Origin of the sequence: Shewanella sp. Isolate8 (assembly GCF_022398495.1) — a bacterium.
Classification (GTDB): Bacteria; Pseudomonadota; Gammaproteobacteria; order Enterobacterales; family Shewanellaceae; genus Shewanella; species Shewanella aquimarina.
Genome location: NZ_JAKEVI010000001.1, coordinates 63,768 through 80,071, shown reverse-complemented (window position 1 = coordinate 80,071; position 16,304 = coordinate 63,768). Strand labels below are relative to the sequence as shown.

Genomic DNA, 16,304 nt, shown 5'->3' with positions numbered 1-16,304 from the left:
CAAGGGAATAGCAGTACGATGAAAGCGTCACTTCAGCTCAAAATGGGTCAGCATCTCACCATGACGCCCCAGCTACAACAGGCCATTCGTCTGTTGCAGTTATCGTCATTAGAGTTGCAGCAGGAGATCCAGCAGGCATTAGAATCTAACCCGCTACTGGAGTTGGACGAAGAGCAGGAGAGCGCCAACGTCGAGCTGCAAGACGATGCCGTCAGCGACAACTTCGACACCAAGTACGACGACAAGATAGAGCTGGATTCGAGCCAGGATAATTCAGGTGTCGAGACCTCTGACGCCCTGACCCAGGACTCCATGCCAGACGAGCTGCCGGTCGATACCACCTGGGACGAGGTCTATACCGCCTCGCCCAACTCCAGCTCGGGCGCCATGCGTGACGACGACATGCCTTTTCAGGGAGAAACCAGCGAAGGTCTTTACGAACACCTTGAGTGGCAGAAGAACCTGACCCCCTTTTCCGATAACGACCTGGCCATCGCCACCGCCATCATAGATGCCATCGACGAGCGTGGTTACCTGACCCAGACCTGTGAAGATATTCTCGAAGCCATGGGCGATCCTGAGATCGAACTCGACGAGGTCGAGGCGGTACTCAAGCGGGTACAACACTTCGATCCCATAGGCGTGGCGGCAAGGGATCTCAGCGAATGCCTGACGATTCAGCTCGCCCAATACAGCGACGACACGCCGCACATCGCCAACGCCCGCATGCTGATCAAGGAACATCTGGATCTCATCGCCGGCCGCGACTTCCGTCTGTTGATGCGCAAGACCAAGCTCAAAGAAGATGACCTAAGGGATGCCATCGCCCTGATCCAGACTCTCAACCCTCGTCCCGGCCTCGCCATCACCGCCAGCCGCGACGAATATGTAATCCCGGATGTGACCGTCACCAAGAAGAAGGGACGCTGGGTGGTCGAGCTCAATCCCGACAGCATGCCCAAGATCAACGTCAATCAGCAGTATGCCGCCATGGCGCGCAGCACCAAGAGCCAGGCGGATGGCCAGTTTATTCGCGGTCACCTGCAGGAAGCCAAATGGTTCCTCAAGAGCCTGGAGAGCCGCAACGAGACCCTTCTCAAGGTGACCAACTGTATCGTCGACTTCCAACAAGGCTTCTTCGAATTTGGCGAAGAGGCGATGAAGCCCATGGTACTGAACGACATTGCCGAGGCGGTGGAGATGCACGAGTCCACCATCTCACGTGTGACCACACAAAAATATATGCATACCCCGAGAGGGATCTTCGAACTCAAATACTTCTTCTCCAGTCACGTCGGTACCGACGATGGCGGAGAGTGCTCTTCAACAGCAATACGCGCCTTCATCAAGAAGCTGGTTGCTGCGGAAAACCAGAAAAAGCCATTGAGCGACAGTAAGATGGCTCAACTCTTGGCCGAACAGGGTATCAAGGTAGCTAGACGCACCATTGCCAAGTATCGTGAAGCGATGCTGATACCGCCGTCGAATCAGCGCAAGAGCTTATAAAACAAACCTGGAAACTGGAGGACTATCTTTATGCAAATAAACCTGACTGGGCACCATATCGAGATCACCCAATCTCTACGAAGCTACATCGAAGAGAAATTCACAAAGCTTGAACGTCATTTCGATCAGATCAATAATGTGCACGTTGTATTAAATGTCGAAAAGTTGCAACAGAAGGTTGAGGCAAAGTTACATCTCCGCGGCGGAGAAGTGTTCGCAACATCCGAACATGCGGACATGTATGCCGCGATAGACTCCCTGATTGACAAACTCGATCGTCAGGTCATTAAACACAAAGAGAAGCTTACTAAACATTAACGATGGAACTGAGTACCATCCTGCGGCCGGAGTGCACCACCTGCGCCACTCCGGGCAGTAAGAAAAAGGTACTGGAGCTTATCAGCGACTTAGCCGCTGTCCAGTACCCTACCCTCTCCTCTCAAGAAATTTTTGAAAGCCTTCTGGCTCGAGAGAAAATGGGCAGCACAGGTATAGGCAATGGTATCGCGATTCCTCACGGGCGGCTGACCAACATAGATCAACCCGTGGCCGTACTGGTGAAATGTGCTGAACCAATCGCATTCGATGCCATTGACAATCAGCCCGTCGATATTCTTTTTGCATTATTAGTGCCCGCAGATCAATGCGAGCAACATCTTAGCACCCTGGCCGCCATGGCCGAGAAGCTCAATGATAAGGCGATCATTAAGCAGCTAAGAAAGACCCAAGATGAATCCGAACTCTATCAGGTGATCACCCAATGAAATTGGTTTTGGTATCAGGACGCTCAGGATCGGGAAAATCCGTCGCGCTTAGGGTCTTAGAAGATCTGGGCTATTACTGTGTCGACAATCTGCCGCTACAGATGATGGAATCCCTGCTGGAGCAGCTCAAAGGACGCAACGATCTCGTGGCCATCAGTGTCGACGTGCGCAATATGCCCAGCGAAGAGATCCAGCTGGAAAAGCAGCTGGCCAAGCTTCCCAAAGATACCGAAATCTTAAGTTTCTTCCTGAACTCCAGCGATAGCGTACTGCTCAAGCGCTATAGCGAGACCCGCAGACTACACCCGCTGTCACGCTCTAAGGTCTCCCTCAAGGAGGCGATACAGCTCGAAGGTAAGTTACTGGATCCCATCGCTAAACTGGTGGATCACTACATAGATACCTCCAACCTCAACATCTATGAGCTAAGCGACAAGGTTCGCGAGATCCTGCTTGGTACTGTGGATAAAGAGTTGGTGATCAACTTCGAATCTTTCGGCTTTAAATATGGTATGCCAAGCGAAGCCGACTTCATGTTCGACGTACGCTTCCTGCCCAACCCCCACTGGGAGCCAGAGCTGAGGCCATTAACCGGCCTGGACGAACCCGTGCAGCAGTTTCTCAGCCAGCAGCCACTGGTCAACAAGTTCATCTGGCAGATCGAAAACCTGCTGGAAACCTGGTTGCCTCATCTCGAGCGCAACAACCGCAGCTACCTCACCATCGCCATCGGCTGCACCGGCGGTCAGCACAGGTCTGTCTATGTGACCGACCAGCTCGCCAAGCTGTTTAACAAGGGCCAGCATAAGGTTCAGGCCCGCCACAGAGAGCTAAAGCATGACTAAGTTGGCTCGCCAGCTGACCATCTGTAACAAACTGGGGCTACACGCCAGGGCGGCGACCAAGCTGGCGGTACTCGCCGCCAAGTTCGACGCCGAGGTCACCCTAATTCAAGGCGATAAACAGGCTTCCGCCGCCAGCGTACTCGGCCTCCTGATGCTCGAGACCGGCATGGGCAAAACCATCACCATCACCAGCGAAGGCAAAGATGCCCAGGCGGCCCTAGATGCCATCAGCGCCCTTATTGACGCCAAATTCGATGAGGCCGTATAATCGGCTCGCTTTGCGGTACCAGCTTAATTCCGTCCTATACTTATCATAGACTTACAAGCCTACCACCCATGCCGTTCAACCAACTGCCAAAGGAGGAGCTATGCCGATCGAAGTGTTAGATAGTGAGACCACAGATCAACGCCTTAATCAGCTGACTCAAGCCTTAGGCAGTGGCATGTTTGTCCATGTGCGCAGCATGCTGCACGACATGGCCGCCTCAGATATCGCCTTCATCCTGGAATCTTCGCCGCCGCGCACCCGTCAGGTGCTCTGGCAGTTGATCGACCAGCAGCACACGGGGGAGATCCTCGACGAGCTGGGTGAAGAGCTCAAAGATACCCTGATCACCCAGATGAGTCCCGAGCGGGTCGCCAAGGCGGCCGAAGGCATGGACACCGACGATCTGGCCTACATACTGCGTAGCCTGCCCGACAGCGTCTTCAATCAGGTGTTGCAGTCGATGACGGCGCAAGACAGGGCCAGGGTGGAGCAGGCACTCTCCTATCCGGAAGATACCGCCGGCAGTATCATGAACACAGATACCGTGACAGTGCGGCCCGATGTCACCATAGATGTGATTCTGCGTTACCTGAGGATCCGCGGCGAGCTACCCGACGCCACAGATACCCTGTATGTGGTGGACAAGCGCGACAGCCTACTGGGCGGCGTACGCATTACCGACCTGCTCACCTGCGACCCTAACGCCTCGGTGAGAGAGATCATGAACGACGATCTCGAGGGGATCCCCGTGGCCATGGACGACGGCGAAGTCGCCCAGCTGTTCGAACGCCATGACTGGGTCTCGGCGCCCGTGGTCGAAGAGGAGACCAATCGTCTGCTGGGCCGTATCACCATCGACGATATCGTCGACGTGATCCGTGAGGACGCCGAACATTCCATGATGGGGATGGCGGGTATGGATGACGATACCGACACCTTCGGCCCAGTGGTCAAGAGTACCCTGAGGCGCTCCCTCTGGCTGACCATCAACCTGTTTGCCGCGCTGCTGGCCGCCTCGGTCAGCAACATGTTCGAGAACACCCTGGAGCAATTTGCCACCATCGCCATCTTGATGACCATAGTTCCCAGCATGGGCGGCGTGGCGGGCAACCAGACCCTGGCCTTGGTGATACGCGGTATCGCCCTGGGACAGATAGGTCAGAGTAACTCCCGCTGGCTGATCGGCAAGGAGCTGGCTATCGGCTTTCTCAACGGCCTGCTCTGGTCCTTGCTGGTGTTTGCGGCCGTCTGGTTATGGAAGGGCGATATCGCCCTGGGCGGACTAATCGGCGGTGCCATGCTGATCAACATGACGGTGGCCGGTCTGGCTGGCGCCTGCATTCCCCTGCTGCTGAAGAAGTTTAATGTCGATCCCGCGCTGGCTGGCGGCATGGTGCTGACTACAGTCACAGATGTGATTGGCCTGTTCGCCTTCCTCGGCCTCGCCACCCTGTTCCTGCTGAATTGATTCTCGAGTGCATCCCAAAGCCCAATAGGATGCGCTTGAATTTCAATGTTAACGACATCTTTTTCACGCTAGGATAGGTAGAGTCACCCGGCGAGAGAAAAGCCATGCAAAATACTCAAATACTCATCATAGAAGATAATGCCGATGTCGCCGGCGTCCTGGGAGACTACCTGGAAGCCCAGGGGGCTCAGGTGGATTACGCCAGCAACGGCGAACTCGGCCTGCGCCTCGCGACCGAGGGACACTTCGACGCCATAGTACTGGATCTCATGCTGCCTAAGATGGACGGCTATGCCGTGGCCAAGGCCCTGAGAGAGCAAGGCTCCAGTGTCCCTATCCTGATGCTGACGGCACTGGACGACAAACAGGATCTGCTGCAAGGCTTTCACAGCGGCGCCGACGATTACCTGACCAAGCCCTTCGATCTCGATGAATTACATGTGCGCCTGCTGGCATTGATCAAACGCCAGCTGGGACGGGTCGCTCAAGGCTGCCAGCAGTGTGGGCCGCTCACCCTCAACATCGCCGAGCATACCGCCTACCGCGATGGCAAGAAACTGCAGCTGACTCCCAGTGGTTACCAGATCCTGCATCTGCTGCTCTCCCGCGCCCCCAATGTGGTGAAGCGGGAGGAAATAGTGCAGCACCTGTGGGGGGAAGAGCCCCCCAACAGCGATATCCTGCGTAGCCACATGTACCAGCTGAGAAACCAGGTGGATAAACCCTTCGACACCCCCATCATACTGACCGTGCCTAAGATAGGCTTTCGGTTAGACGTGAATCAATAGAGGTCCAACAGGTGCGAAAAACCGCCAAGAGTATGACTCGTAAACTCAGTTTCTACTTCGGGAGTATCGCCCTTCTGGTGGCCGCGATACTCTATATCTTGAGTATCATCATTCTCTACTGGGTCGAAGATGAGCTCAACCGCCGCACCCTGGAGCAGATCGCCCCCAGTGCTCAGACGGCGTTCGAACAGGGCGCCATGTCGCCGCTGGTCTTAAGCACCACGATCGTCGCCTATAATGACCCGGACACCCTACCCAAGGAATATCAAACCATTGCCGATCTCCCCATCGGCTTTCTCGATGAGCTACACGACACCTTTAAGGAAGATATCTTCATCTATCGCAGCCAATATGACGACACCAAGGCAACCCATCCCCTGATTCTGGTGATGGACGCCGAGCAGGTAGAGCTGAGCCGCGACGAATGGAACAATATCAGCCTGGTGATCCTGGCGGTCACCCTGATGTTGTTTGCCCTATTTGGCTTTGCCATCACCATCCTCACCCGCAGGCTTATCGCGCCAATTCGCGCCATCAGCGAGCAGCTCGAAGGCTCAAAGGGCAACCAGAGCTTTCAAGTTTCCAAGGACGCCACCCAGGAGTTTCATGCCCTCACCGCCAGCCTCAATCACTATCAGCAGCAGATCGCCCAGCTGATCCGCCGCGAACAGGCCTTCTCTCGCTATGCCAGCCATGAACTGAGAACCCCGCTGACCATTATTCAGGGGGCCAGCCGTCTGCTCGAGCAGGAAGGCAAACCCGAGTTTATGCAACGACAGCGAAGCCGTATCGCCAAGGCCGCCAGCAATATGCAGCACATCATCGACGCATTGCTGAGCCTGGTGAAACAGGAGAAGGGGCTGAGTTCTCCCGACCTCAGACCCCTACATGAGAAAGAGCTGAAACAGATCCTTACCGAGGTCGAACCGCTGGCGAGCCAGAAACAGATCCAATTAAGCCTCACCCTAGATGCCACGCCGCAGATAGCCCCCAGCGAGGCCGTGCTGCGCATGTTACTAATCAACTTGCTCAATAACGCCATCAACGCCAGCGACAGCGGCCACATCAGCATCAGCGTCGACGACGAGGGGATCTCGGTGAAAGATCAGGGCCGCGGCATGAGCAGCAGCGACACCCGCCCCCAGGGCCATGGCCTAGGGCTGGAGATCGTCGAGGCCCTGTGTCAGCGTTATCAATGGCGTTTTAGCCTCAGCAATTGCGATACGGGCTGCATCGCCAGGTTGCACTTCCCAGCGCCTATGTTGCACCCTAATGGTGCAACATAGGCGCTAAGCCAGGTTATAGCACGCCCCAGGCCTGAGTTTCTGTCTGTCATCTAATTGGCATAAGTTTCGCTTATCCTAACGCGGTCACGCACTCAGGAGGCTTTCCCTTGTACAGGCTCGAGACACAAAGACACACCAAAGACACAGACGCGTTTTGGCAGCCGCAATTCGACGGCGAGCCAAATCATCAAGATGAGTACTACCCGCACCATCTGGGCGGTCATTCGCAGTCGGGCACTATCAATGACAGCCTAAGTGCGCTAGCCAGGGAAGCGATAGATCAGAGCCGACAACGGCAGCTCAGCCTCAATCGTGAGATTGTCGCCCTGGTCGCGGAGCAGGCCAGGCTATCGCTCAACTAAGACAACTTAACTAGGCCTACTCGCCTGATGTGACTCATGTCAGAGCAACACATGTCAGGGCGAGTCATGTCAGAGCGGCTCATATCAGAGCGTCCAAGTTCGAGCGACTAGGTTCGAGTCGCCAGGTTCGAGGAACAGTTCTCGCGAACCAGGCGATAAGGAGTGAGGTAACCCCTTAAAGAATCAAGAGACCGCTAACGGGAGCGCGGCGTGATATTAGAGAGGCTGTCGAAAAATCTCTGTCTCTGCTTCTCGGCATCGAAGCGGCGCACTACCTGCCACTCCTGATACAGGGCTATTGCAAACCCTACGACCACTACCAACAAGCATCCGGCTCCCAGGTAGGTGATGATGTTTACGGCAACATCTGCTCCTGCAGAACTACTGGCGCTGCCAAAACCTATCATACACAAGCCCTTCACATAGTCTCTGGGTGACCACAGGTCACCTTCGAGCTCAGGGTAGCGATGAAAAATGAAACAAGCCTTAAGCCAGCCCGCCCTCCAGGAGCTGCGCCGGTTAGTAGATGCTAACTCACTGAAGTAATGTGAGTTATGGCAAGCAGCTAAATTGCGACAAAGTGTATCTCTGCGCGATTTACACAAGGGTGCGACTACTGGGTCATGATCACCAAGAACTGACTCTGCAAGGCCGGCTTATCCTGCCTGCCATACTTGATCAGCAGATCTGCCTTACCGTCCAGATTTAGATCTTCGCTACTCAGCATCTCGCCATCTTTAGGCAGGGCGATCTTCAGGCTCTCCCTGCGAGCAAAGAGCGACCCCTTGGCATTGCCCAGAAACAGATCCAGCTCCTCTTCACCATCGGAGAGCAGCAGGTCCTGACGCCTATCGCCATCGATATCCGCAAGCTTTACCACGGGCGCGCCGCTCTGCCCCGAGGTCAAGCTGAAACTCAGCTCCACCGACTTGTTCATGTTTGGCTTGGCAGCGAAACGCCGCTTATCGTCCATGGTAAACAGGTGCACATCCTGATCGATACTGCCCGACACCAGGGCGCCGATGATCTGCGACAGGCCGATATCGAAGCCAGACACCAGCACCTCGCTGCGACCATCTAGGTCGATATCCACCAGCTCGAACCCCGTCAGGGTACCATCGCCGCGGATCACGCTCTGGGGCTGCTTGCCAAAGCTCACTCCCTTGTCGCCCTTCACTCCCAGATAGATCTCATAGTCGTTAACCCTATCGAGCACGCCCGAACTCTTGGTATAGCGCACCACCATATCCACTATCTCGTCACCGTCGACGTCTTGCAGGGCCTCCACCTTACGGTAGACCAGGTCGCTCTGATCCAGCGCCTCGCCATAAGCATCGCGTCTGTCCCACCAGTCCAGGCCACTGATCGCCTGGCTCACGGGCTGAAACCTAGGGTAGGTCTCGAACCGGCCATCCCTGTGTTGGGCATAGATCTCCAGCTCTCCCTCGCCAACCTTGATGATATCGTCGCGACCATCGCGATCCATGTCGGCAAAATAGAGCTTGGTCTCGCTGTAGCGGGCACCGTCGCGATACAGGAGCACCTTAGGCTGAATCGCCAGGGTCTGAGCCTGCCAGCCGTCGTCCTGGCTGAGGAAAAGCTGCGTCTGCTCAAACTGACCCAGGATAAAGTCGTCACGGCCATCGCCATTGAGATCCCGCACAAACTCACCGCGGGCGATAAACTCGATGCGAGGCTTCAGCACCAGCGGGGCGACATCAAACAAGGGCTCTAGTACCAGCCCCTGCTCCTTAACCCTGAGCACCGAAAGCTGAGCGCGCGACATGAAATAGACCGACTGCAGCGCATCAGCCTGCTGTGAATTGCCCTGCTGTGGCTTGGCACTCACATCGTATCGATAGAGATCGCCAGGCAGCGGCAGCTTATGCAGCAGCCGATACTGGCCAGTATCAGTGTCTAGGCCATAGACGGCGAGCCACTTGGTCTGGCGATCATCGACGCCGATCGCCAGCAGCTCCTTGTTGGCATCGCCAAGCAGGTTCAGACTCTCCAGCGGATGGGTGAGCTTAAAACCGGTATCGATTGTTTGGGACACGAAGGCCAGCGGCGCAGCCTTATCGGCCCAGGCCTGCATGGCGCAGAGAAGCGTCAGGCTCGCGGTGAGCCAAGGCGCGAGTGCACGAGTTGCCAGTTTTTTCACAGATCATTTCCCTATGTGAAGCCAAGTGGGTTCTAATCTATCGATTCCCGGCAAAAAAGAAAGTTCAGTTAATGACTTGTTACAAACAAAAAAAGTCCGCGAGTCAGAACGGAATTTGCCTGACTATTCTGGCTTGGGCTTCCATGCACGGGTCATCTCCCGTCGCCCTAAGGCCCCCGGGTGGGGCTTCACCCTGAAACCTGCGGCCTTCAGGTTACGCTTGAATTGGCCGTTGGCGCAGTAGCTGACCAACATGCCCCCCGGCATCATCATAGGATAGAGACGATCGAAGTTATCCTGGGTCCACAACTCTGGCTGCTTGCTCGGCGCAAAGCCATCGTAGAACACCAGGTTTATCGATTCACTCGGCAATGCCAGGCTATCCCAGGAGGCATGGATCTTATGCAGCACGAAGCCGGGAAACAGGGTGACATCCTCGCCCCAGGGCGCGCTGTGCAGGCGATCGAACAGATCTTGCAGCGCAGGCGCTAGATGCTCCTTATAGTTCAGCTGGGCGATCACATCACTAGGGACTGGATAGGCCTCGACCGTCACGAAGCGGATCGGCCTGGTCAGTTTATCTGGCTTACCGTCTGCATCTAGCACCTGCTTGAGTGTGAGCATGGCATTCATGCCCGAGCCGAACCCCAGCTCGAGAATGTTCACCCGCTCGAAGGCGGGATCCAGCGCGGCAAGGCCCGAGTGAATGTAGACGTGTTCAGACTCGCTGATGGCACCATTGTGAGCATGGTAACTGTCGTCAAACAGGCTGCTCATCAGGGTGTGGGAACCATCTTTGGTCATCTGTACATGGATCTTGTTCATTCTCGGCTCGTCAAAAAGTGTTTACTGGCGTCGATTGTACCTTAGACCCAGGCTTCGCATGCAAGTGTTTCCCCTTAAGAGATCTAGCCAGACTGGCGCCAAAACCAAAACCAAAACCAAAACCAAAACCAAAACCAGCCAAGAGTGATCCATCTCACAGCCAAGTAGCCGCAGTAATGGGAAAATCCGCGCCACTTTCGGTCGGGATTTTCCCGGTAACCCCATGCACAGCTAACTAATACCAATCACAGTAAACATGTGATCAGAAATAGCGCAGGAAAAACGCTTGAGAACAAAGCAGGATTTTTAGATAAGTAGTTATTCTACAATTAAAAATACTAATACAGTTATCGAGCGTTTTAACAAGCTAGAATGATCAATTGTTTATTACGATTGGTATAAACCGCCTTCACGCGCTCACCAAGGCCCAAAACCTCGAAGGGAAGCCGAGTTAAGCGATGGCAAAGTCGTGCATGACACACAAGCCAATGCAACCAAAAGCAAGATAACACCTAGAGCCCCTATGCCCAGCCACACCCAAGTTAGCGCCAAAGGCAACGCCCTGGCGATCGTCTCATTCCTACTGTGGGGACTCCTGCCCCTCTACTATCAGTTTCTGCCCGGTGCGGATATCAGCGAGATGCTGGCGATACGCCTGCTCTGCTCTGTGCCCTTCATGCTGTTGGTCTTTCTGCTACTCGGTAAGCCTCTGCCCAGTCTGGCAATACTCAAGGCCAACCTCCCCTCGGTAGCCTTGTGCGCCCTGGCGTCTGTCATCATGTGCGTCTCCTGGTACAGCTTCACCTGGGCACTCACCCATGGTCAGGTGTTGGCGGCGAGCCTGGGCTTCTTCATCAACCCGCTGTTTGCCATAGGATTAGGCGTGATCTTTCTAAAAGACAGGCTATCTGTCGCCCAGAAATGGGCTGTCATGCTTGGCGGATTGGGCATAGCTTACATGGTGATGGCATATGGTCAGCTTCCCTGGCTGGCACTACTCATGGGCAGCTTCTTCGCCCTCTATGGCCTGTGTAAGAAATATATCCACTTCGATTCGCTCACCTCAGTCACCATAGAGGCGGCCCTACTGACCCCCATCGCCGCCGGCTATCTGCTCTGGCTCAGCGCCACGGGGCAGAGTGAGGCGCTCTCGAGCGGGACCGGCACTCTGCTGCTCTACATCGGCTCGGCGCCCGTCACCCTGCTGCCGCTGATCTTCTTCGCCCTGGCGATTCGTCACACTAGCCTCTCCATGGTCGGCCTGTTGCAGTACATAGAACCCAGCATGCACTTCCTGCTGGCGATCTTCCTGTTTAACGAGGCATTTGACAGCGTCAAGGCGGTAAGCTTCGCCCTCATCTGGCTGGGGCTAATCCTCTGCTCGCTGGAGGCCCTGCCCGGCCTGTGGCGTAGCCTCGCCAACCGACGCCAGCTGAACCACTCCCGCTAAGATCTCGGCCACCACCCGGCGACTGAAGATCATCGACAGATGAAGCGGTCGCCAGATAACTCTATTGTCGGCGCCAGGCCAGTGAGAGCTGCGACTCGGCACTATGGTAAAGTCGATGGGTGTGCGAAACGAATAGAGGGCGATCCCGTTAAGCGACTCCTGGCTGCCGGCAAGCTGTGACAGCAACTGACTATTTGGCCTCAGCTCACGCATCGCCCGCGACGGATAGGGCAGCCAGGCGAGATAGCTGCCGTGATGGGGAGAGGAGATGGAAAACAGCGCCTTGGTACGTTTCTCGCCCCCCAGATGCTGTAGGTAATAACGGGCCACTATGCCGCCCATACTAAAACCTATGAGGCAGATCGCCTCATCCTCGCCCAGGGCCGACTCGATATAGCTTTGCAGCTGCTTAGCCGCAAAGGCGATACCCCGCCGGCCATCTAAGGGACTCAGGGTCGGCGTCAGACACTCATAGCCCTGGCGCTCAAATTGGCGACGCATCCATCCCATCACATGACCTGTATTAAAGATCCCATGCACCAACACGAGTTTCATCCCTAGGCCCTCATCCTCAACATCTGAGTTAATCACCCCCAAGGGGTAAATATTTGCTATGATCCGCGCTCACCTCAGCATACCACCGATTAGGGATCATAAGCTCATGTCGAACGCCGACCTGCTGCGCCAGGCGATCAGCCAAAGAAGCGAGCTACTCGCCGCGGCACAAGCCGCCAACACCAACTGTTTTCGCGTGTTTCACGGCACGGTCGAGGGGATAGACGGACTCACCATAGATCGCTATGGCGACGCCTGGCTGATCCAATCGTTTCACCAGAGTCTGACCCAGGAAGAACTGGATAGCCTAGGCGATGAGTTAAGACATACCCAAGATCTTCCCGTCATCTACAATGATAGATCCAATAAGAACTCACGTATTCTCAACCCGCTAGCCCCCGAGCTCGACGCCTTTGCCCGCGACGAGCAAGAGATGAGCGAAAATGGCATCCGTTTCATCAGCAAGTTGCGTCACGAGGGACAAGATCCCCTGCTGTTTCTCGATATGCGTGTCGGCCGGGAATATGTGAAGGCCCATAGCCAAGACAAGTCGGTACTGAACCTGTTTTCCTACACCTGTGGCATAGGCACGGCCGCAGCGGTTGGCGGCGCCGATTCGGTGACTAACGTCGACTTCTCCTCCTTTGCCCTGGCCGCAGGCCGTCGTAACGCCGAACTCAATGGGGTGAGCGACAAGTGCGAGTTTATTCAAAGCGATGCCTTTCCTGCCATGCGCCAACTGGCCGGGATGAAGGTTGGTGGACGCCGTAACCAGAAACTCCCCAGCTACCCTAAGCTGGCACCGCGTCAGTTCGATCTGGTGTTTCTCGACCCGCCGCGTTTCGCCAAGAGCCCCTTCGGCACGGTAGATCTGATCAACGACTACCAGAGCCTGTTCAAACCCGCCATGCTGGCCACTAAGGCGGGCGGCACCATAGTCTGCTGCAACAACGTCGCCAAGGTGGAACGCCAGGACTGGCTTGACGCCTTGATTCGCTGCGTCGAGAAACAGGGACAAAGTGTCGCGAGTCACCAATGGATCCACTGCCATAAAGACTTCCCCTCCTTCGACGGTAATCACCCGCTGAAGATAGTCGCCCTCACATTAGCCGAGGATTAACCGGCTCGCCCTAAAATTTGTCATGCTCATCCTTGGTTAAACTTAGCCTGGATGAGCATGGGGACGTTATAACGGGCATAAAAACGGTAAAAAATTGACCGCAAACCTGAAAATTTACACCTTTAACCAATAAATTTCCAACCAGAAACAATAAAGCAACAAAAGACGAGTAACAAAGCCGCCAAAACAACCCTAGAAATTTAAAAATAGCTATCAAAAACCAAACCTAAAACTGATTTCACCGCGAAGTTAAAGCGTACATTCCTTAATCAAAAAAGCGATTCTGAGAGCAAAAAACCTACTGTAAACACAAATTTTCTATCAAAAAACCATCAAAAATCAAAATTCACTTTACTTGGTGCCTCACTCGCACTACATTTCGCTTCCCGCTAAACACTTAATAAATGACGGCCCAACAAGCATATCCCTCCAAGCTGCCATTTACACAACTTAATTTGGAGATTATTGGTGTTAGACGTCGCCGATAACTGTAAATCGAACAATCCTACGGCACCCGTAATAGGCCTCTCTTTCTTTGCCGTCGCCTCCGGTTTTCTGATGAGTCTGATCCCCCTATCATTGGGCAACTTTGGCCTCTCGCCAGATCTCGCCCCCTGGCTCGCCAGCATCTTCTATCTGGGCCTGCTGCTGGGCGCGTTACGGGTAGAGCGACTTATCACCAAGATGGGCCACAGACGCGCCTTCGTCCTCTTTCTAACCTTGCTCATTGCCAGCATAGTGGCCATGTTGTTATTGCCCCATGCCGGCATCTGGCTTGGGGCGCGCCTGTTGGCGGGTTTTGCCGTCGCGGGCGTCTTTGTGGTGGTCGAATCCTGGCTGCTGATGGCAAACAGCGTCAAGGCGCGTGCCAGACGACTGGGGATCTACATGGCAGCCCTCTATGGCGGCAGCGCCCTCGGCCAACTGGCCATCGGCGAGCTGGGCACCCAGGGGGTCTTACCCTATCTATTTGTCATCATCCTTCTCATGATGGCCATACTGGCACCTGTACTGATCCGCTCCGGTGAGCCGGCCCATCAGGCCCAGCTGAGGCTCTCTTTTGCCGAGAGTGCCAGCCTGAGTCGCCCGGCCATCATAGGCTGCCTGGTCTCTGGCTTACTGCTTGGCCCCATCTATGGACTGATGCCTGTCTATATCGACAATCAGGTCGACGAACCGACCCAGACGGGACTCTTGATGGCGGCGATTATCCTGGGGGGCATGGCGGTGCAGCCGTTGATCAGCTATCTCTCGCCTAGAATGGATAAACGTCTGTTGATGGCCATGTGTACCCTGGTGGGCCTGGTAGGTGTGGTCGGCGCTATCGAGACCAGCGCCTTGCAGCTCAAAGCGGTGAGCTACTTCATCCTGGGGGCGGCCAGTTTCGCGCTCTACCCTATCGCCATCTCGCTGGCTTGCGACAGACTACCGAGCACCAAGATAGTCTCGGCCACCGAGGTGATGTTGCTCTGCTATAGCCTGGGTTCTGTGGCGGGGCCACTGCTGGCGTTGACCCTGAGCGACAAACGCCACGGTATGATGCTCTACCTGGCTATCTGCCTGCTGAGCACCTGTCTCTATATGTTGCTCAAGAGTGTGCAGAGGCTCGACGGCCAAACCGATAGCCTGCAGAGTTAGACCTTACTGTCCTCACCATCGGCCTCAGGCTCGCCCTGCCGATGGCGTTTAGCATACCAGTTAGCCAGAGGCTGAGCCGAAAGGCCATGGGCCAGTATGCTCATCAACACTGTCACTGTCACCACGGCATAGAGGGTCTCGAACCCCTTGATGCTGCCCATCTCATGGGCGACGATCAACACATAGAGAATAGAGGCGATCCCGCGAGGGCCAAACCAGGCGATAAAGGCGCGGGTCGACAGGTCTAACTTGGTGCCGATCAGCGAGATCATCACTGGCAGCATGCGCAGCAAGGTCAGACTCAGCAGGGCATAGAGCATCACCTCCACTGTGACATAGGGCAGGGTCATGGGCACAAATGCCAGACCGAAGATAAAGAAGCTGATCAACACCAGCAGCTCCCCCTCACTCTCGGCAAAGTCTTTAATATGCCCCCTGGCCATCTTGCTGGTGTTACCGGCATAGAGACCGGCGAAGAAGGCGGCGATGAAACCATTACCCGAGAACGCCTCGGCCAGATAGAAGGCCAATATTGCCAACGCGATGGGGATCAGGTTGAGGTAGGTCTCCACCATGCCATCACGCTTAAAGCAGAAGGTTTGCAGCTTGGTGCCAAAATAACCGACGGCACCTCCCACCAGGGCGCCAAACAGGATCTGCTCCATCACATAAACCATCCAGTGTTGATCCTGGGCATGCTCCAAGCCACTCATGATCAAGGCCACTACGGTAATTAACACAGGAAAAATAATGCCGTCATTCAGTCCGCTCTCCACATTGATGGTGGAGCGTATCGTCTTGGGCACCTTAGGATCTGAGACCACTGCCTTGCCAAGGGCCGCATCTGTAGGCGTCAGCAGCAGCGCTAGCATCAAGAGATAGAGAAAGGGCAGGCCGGGAAAGAAGAGCCCGGCCACCAGGGTCCCCACGGCGACCGTGATGGGCAAACCAACAAACAGCAGGCGCGCCGGTAACTGCCATGACTGCTTCAGCAAGCTGAGATCCAATAGGGCGGCGTCGCTAAACAGCACCAACACCAGGGCTATCTCCACCATGATGGTGACAAACTCGGCGTCGACCTGCACCTGAGTCACATCCAGACCGAAGGGAGACAAGAACAGCCCAAAGCTGGTAAACACCATGGGCCCTGAGATATCGAAACGTGCCAGCCACTTAGAGATATAACCATAGAGCAATACGACTAAGGCAATGATAAGTATGACGATATGTTCATCCATTGAGGCTTTCCTTGGCGGTTTACTATTGGT

17 protein-coding genes are annotated in these 16,304 nt (G+C 55.1%); 12 read left to right on the top strand and 5 right to left on the bottom strand.

Annotated elements, in window-relative coordinates:
- The first annotated feature begins 18 nt into the window (after window positions 1–18).
- The 9 genes from L1D43_RS00355 to L1D43_RS00315 all read left to right on the top strand — a co-directional run bounded on the left by L1D43_RS00355 (window position 19) and on the right by L1D43_RS00315 (window position 7,287).
- Window positions 19–1,506, top strand: a complete 1,488-nt coding sequence (locus L1D43_RS00355; protein WP_041509938.1) for an RNA polymerase factor sigma-54 — start codon at window positions 19–21, stop codon at window positions 1,504–1,506.
- Window positions 1,507–1,536: 30 nt separating this feature from the next.
- Window positions 1,537–1,824, top strand: a complete 288-nt coding sequence (gene hpf, locus L1D43_RS00350; protein ID WP_011867108.1) for a ribosome hibernation promoting factor — start codon at window positions 1,537–1,539, stop codon at window positions 1,822–1,824.
- Between the two features lie 2 nt (window positions 1,825–1,826).
- Window positions 1,827–2,270: a PTS IIA-like nitrogen regulatory protein PtsN gene (gene ptsN / locus L1D43_RS00345; RefSeq protein WP_041509937.1), complete on the top strand. Its 444-nt coding sequence runs from the start codon at window positions 1,827–1,829 to the stop codon at window positions 2,268–2,270.
- Entirely contained in the window at window positions 2,267–3,115 is an 849-nt protein-coding gene (rapZ, locus tag L1D43_RS00340) for an RNase adapter RapZ (protein WP_041509936.1), read from the top strand. Before ptsN ends, rapZ begins: the two co-directional genes overlap by 4 nt.
- Complete coding sequence (locus L1D43_RS00335; RefSeq protein WP_041509935.1) at window positions 3,108–3,383, top strand: HPr family phosphocarrier protein; 276 nt, start codon at window positions 3,108–3,110, stop codon at window positions 3,381–3,383. Before rapZ ends, L1D43_RS00335 begins: the two co-directional genes overlap by 8 nt.
- A 100-nt stretch (window positions 3,384–3,483) precedes the next feature.
- Entirely contained in the window at window positions 3,484–4,851 is a 1,368-nt protein-coding gene (mgtE, locus tag L1D43_RS00330; protein WP_239849497.1) for a magnesium transporter, read from the top strand.
- Between the two features lie 104 nt (window positions 4,852–4,955).
- Window positions 4,956–5,639 carry a response regulator transcription factor gene (locus L1D43_RS00325; protein WP_239849496.1) on the top strand — a complete coding sequence of 228 codons (684 nt, stop codon included), beginning with the start codon at window positions 4,956–4,958 and terminating at the stop codon, window positions 5,637–5,639.
- Window positions 5,640–5,671: 32 nt separating this feature from the next.
- On the top strand, window positions 5,672–6,925 hold the full coding sequence (locus L1D43_RS00320) for a HAMP domain-containing sensor histidine kinase (protein ID WP_239849495.1): 1,254 nt from the start codon (window positions 5,672–5,674) through the stop codon (window positions 6,923–6,925).
- Between the two features lie 107 nt (window positions 6,926–7,032).
- Window positions 7,033–7,287 carry a hypothetical protein gene (locus L1D43_RS00315; protein ID WP_239849494.1) on the top strand — a complete coding sequence of 85 codons (255 nt, stop codon included), beginning with the start codon at window positions 7,033–7,035 and terminating at the stop codon, window positions 7,285–7,287.
- Between the two features lie 194 nt (window positions 7,288–7,481).
- Here the strand turns inward: L1D43_RS00315 and L1D43_RS00310 are convergent, their stop codons facing one another.
- The 3 genes from L1D43_RS00310 to mnmD form a co-directional block, all read right to left on the bottom strand.
- The gene (locus tag L1D43_RS00310) at window positions 7,482–7,694 is read right to left on the bottom strand and encodes an intracellular growth attenuator family protein (RefSeq protein WP_239849493.1); all 213 of its coding nucleotides are present in this window, start codon (window positions 7,692–7,694) and stop codon (window positions 7,482–7,484) included.
- A 206-nt stretch (window positions 7,695–7,900) separates the two neighbouring features.
- The gene (locus L1D43_RS00305) at window positions 7,901–9,448 is read right to left on the bottom strand and encodes a VCBS repeat-containing protein (RefSeq protein ID WP_239849492.1); all 1,548 of its coding nucleotides are present in this window, start codon (window positions 9,446–9,448) and stop codon (window positions 7,901–7,903) included.
- Window positions 9,449–9,571: 123 nt separating this feature from the next.
- Complete coding sequence (gene mnmD / locus L1D43_RS00300; protein ID WP_239849491.1) at window positions 9,572–10,273, bottom strand: tRNA (5-methylaminomethyl-2-thiouridine)(34)-methyltransferase MnmD; 702 nt, start codon at window positions 10,271–10,273, stop codon at window positions 9,572–9,574.
- 523 nt (window positions 10,274–10,796) lie between these two features.
- Here mnmD and rarD point away from each other — a divergent pair.
- Entirely contained in the window at window positions 10,797–11,723 is a 927-nt protein-coding gene (gene rarD / locus L1D43_RS00295) for an EamA family transporter RarD (protein WP_239849490.1), read from the top strand.
- Here the strand turns inward: rarD and L1D43_RS00290 are convergent.
- Window positions 11,643–12,278 (bottom strand): alpha/beta fold hydrolase, encoded by a 636-nt coding sequence (locus L1D43_RS00290; RefSeq protein WP_239849489.1) that lies wholly within the window; start codon window positions 12,276–12,278, stop codon window positions 11,643–11,645. The two genes, rarD and L1D43_RS00290, sit on opposite strands and share 81 nt — an antisense overlap.
- Before the next feature lie 106 nt (window positions 12,279–12,384).
- Here L1D43_RS00290 and L1D43_RS00285 point away from each other — a divergent pair, with 106 nt between their 5' ends.
- Both L1D43_RS00285 and L1D43_RS00280 read left to right on the top strand, forming a co-directional pair.
- A complete protein-coding gene (locus L1D43_RS00285; protein WP_239849488.1) occupies window positions 12,385–13,398 on the top strand; it encodes a class I SAM-dependent methyltransferase in 1,014 nt (337 codons plus the stop codon).
- Window positions 13,399–13,866: 468 nt separating this feature from the next.
- Window positions 13,867–15,036 carry an MFS transporter gene (locus L1D43_RS00280; RefSeq protein WP_239849487.1) on the top strand — a complete coding sequence of 390 codons (1,170 nt, stop codon included), beginning with the start codon at window positions 13,867–13,869 and terminating at the stop codon, window positions 15,034–15,036.
- Here the strand turns inward: L1D43_RS00280 and L1D43_RS00275 are convergent.
- Entirely contained in the window at window positions 15,033–16,274 is a 1,242-nt protein-coding gene (locus L1D43_RS00275; protein WP_239849486.1) for a cation:proton antiporter, read from the bottom strand. The genes L1D43_RS00280 and L1D43_RS00275 overlap by 4 nt on opposite strands.
- Window positions 16,275–16,304: the final 30 nt, after the last annotated feature.

Excerpts from the sequence above, each read along its gene's own strand:
- L1D43_RS00310 (WP_239849493.1), bottom strand. The coding sequence starts at position 7,694 with ATGATAGGTTTTGGCAGCGCCAGTAGTTCTGCAGGAGCAGATGTTGCC.
- hpf (WP_011867108.1), top strand. The coding sequence starts at position 1,537 with ATGCAAATAAACCTGACTGGGCACCATATCGAGATCACCCAATCTCTA.
- rapZ (WP_041509936.1), top strand. The coding sequence starts at position 2,267 with ATGAAATTGGTTTTGGTATCAGGACGCTCAGGATCGGGAAAATCCGTC.
- L1D43_RS00285 (WP_239849488.1), top strand. The coding sequence starts at position 12,385 with ATGTCGAACGCCGACCTGCTGCGCCAGGCGATCAGCCAAAGAAGCGAG.
- mnmD (WP_239849491.1), bottom strand. The coding sequence starts at position 10,273 with ATGAACAAGATCCATGTACAGATGACCAAAGATGGTTCCCACACCCTG.
- mgtE (WP_239849497.1), top strand. The coding sequence starts at position 3,484 with ATGCCGATCGAAGTGTTAGATAGTGAGACCACAGATCAACGCCTTAAT.
- L1D43_RS00335 (WP_041509935.1), top strand. The coding sequence starts at position 3,108 with ATGACTAAGTTGGCTCGCCAGCTGACCATCTGTAACAAACTGGGGCTA.
- L1D43_RS00355 (WP_041509938.1), top strand. The coding sequence starts at position 19 with ATGAAAGCGTCACTTCAGCTCAAAATGGGTCAGCATCTCACCATGACG.
- ptsN (WP_041509937.1), top strand. The coding sequence starts at position 1,827 with ATGGAACTGAGTACCATCCTGCGGCCGGAGTGCACCACCTGCGCCACT.
- L1D43_RS00290 (WP_239849489.1), bottom strand. The coding sequence starts at position 12,278 with ATGAAACTCGTGTTGGTGCATGGGATCTTTAATACAGGTCATGTGATG.
- L1D43_RS00325 (WP_239849496.1), top strand. The coding sequence starts at position 4,956 with ATGCAAAATACTCAAATACTCATCATAGAAGATAATGCCGATGTCGCC.
- L1D43_RS00320 (WP_239849495.1), top strand. The coding sequence starts at position 5,672 with ATGACTCGTAAACTCAGTTTCTACTTCGGGAGTATCGCCCTTCTGGTG.
- L1D43_RS00275 (WP_239849486.1), bottom strand. The coding sequence starts at position 16,274 with ATGGATGAACATATCGTCATACTTATCATTGCCTTAGTCGTATTGCTC.
- rarD (WP_239849490.1), top strand. The coding sequence starts at position 10,797 with ATGCCCAGCCACACCCAAGTTAGCGCCAAAGGCAACGCCCTGGCGATC.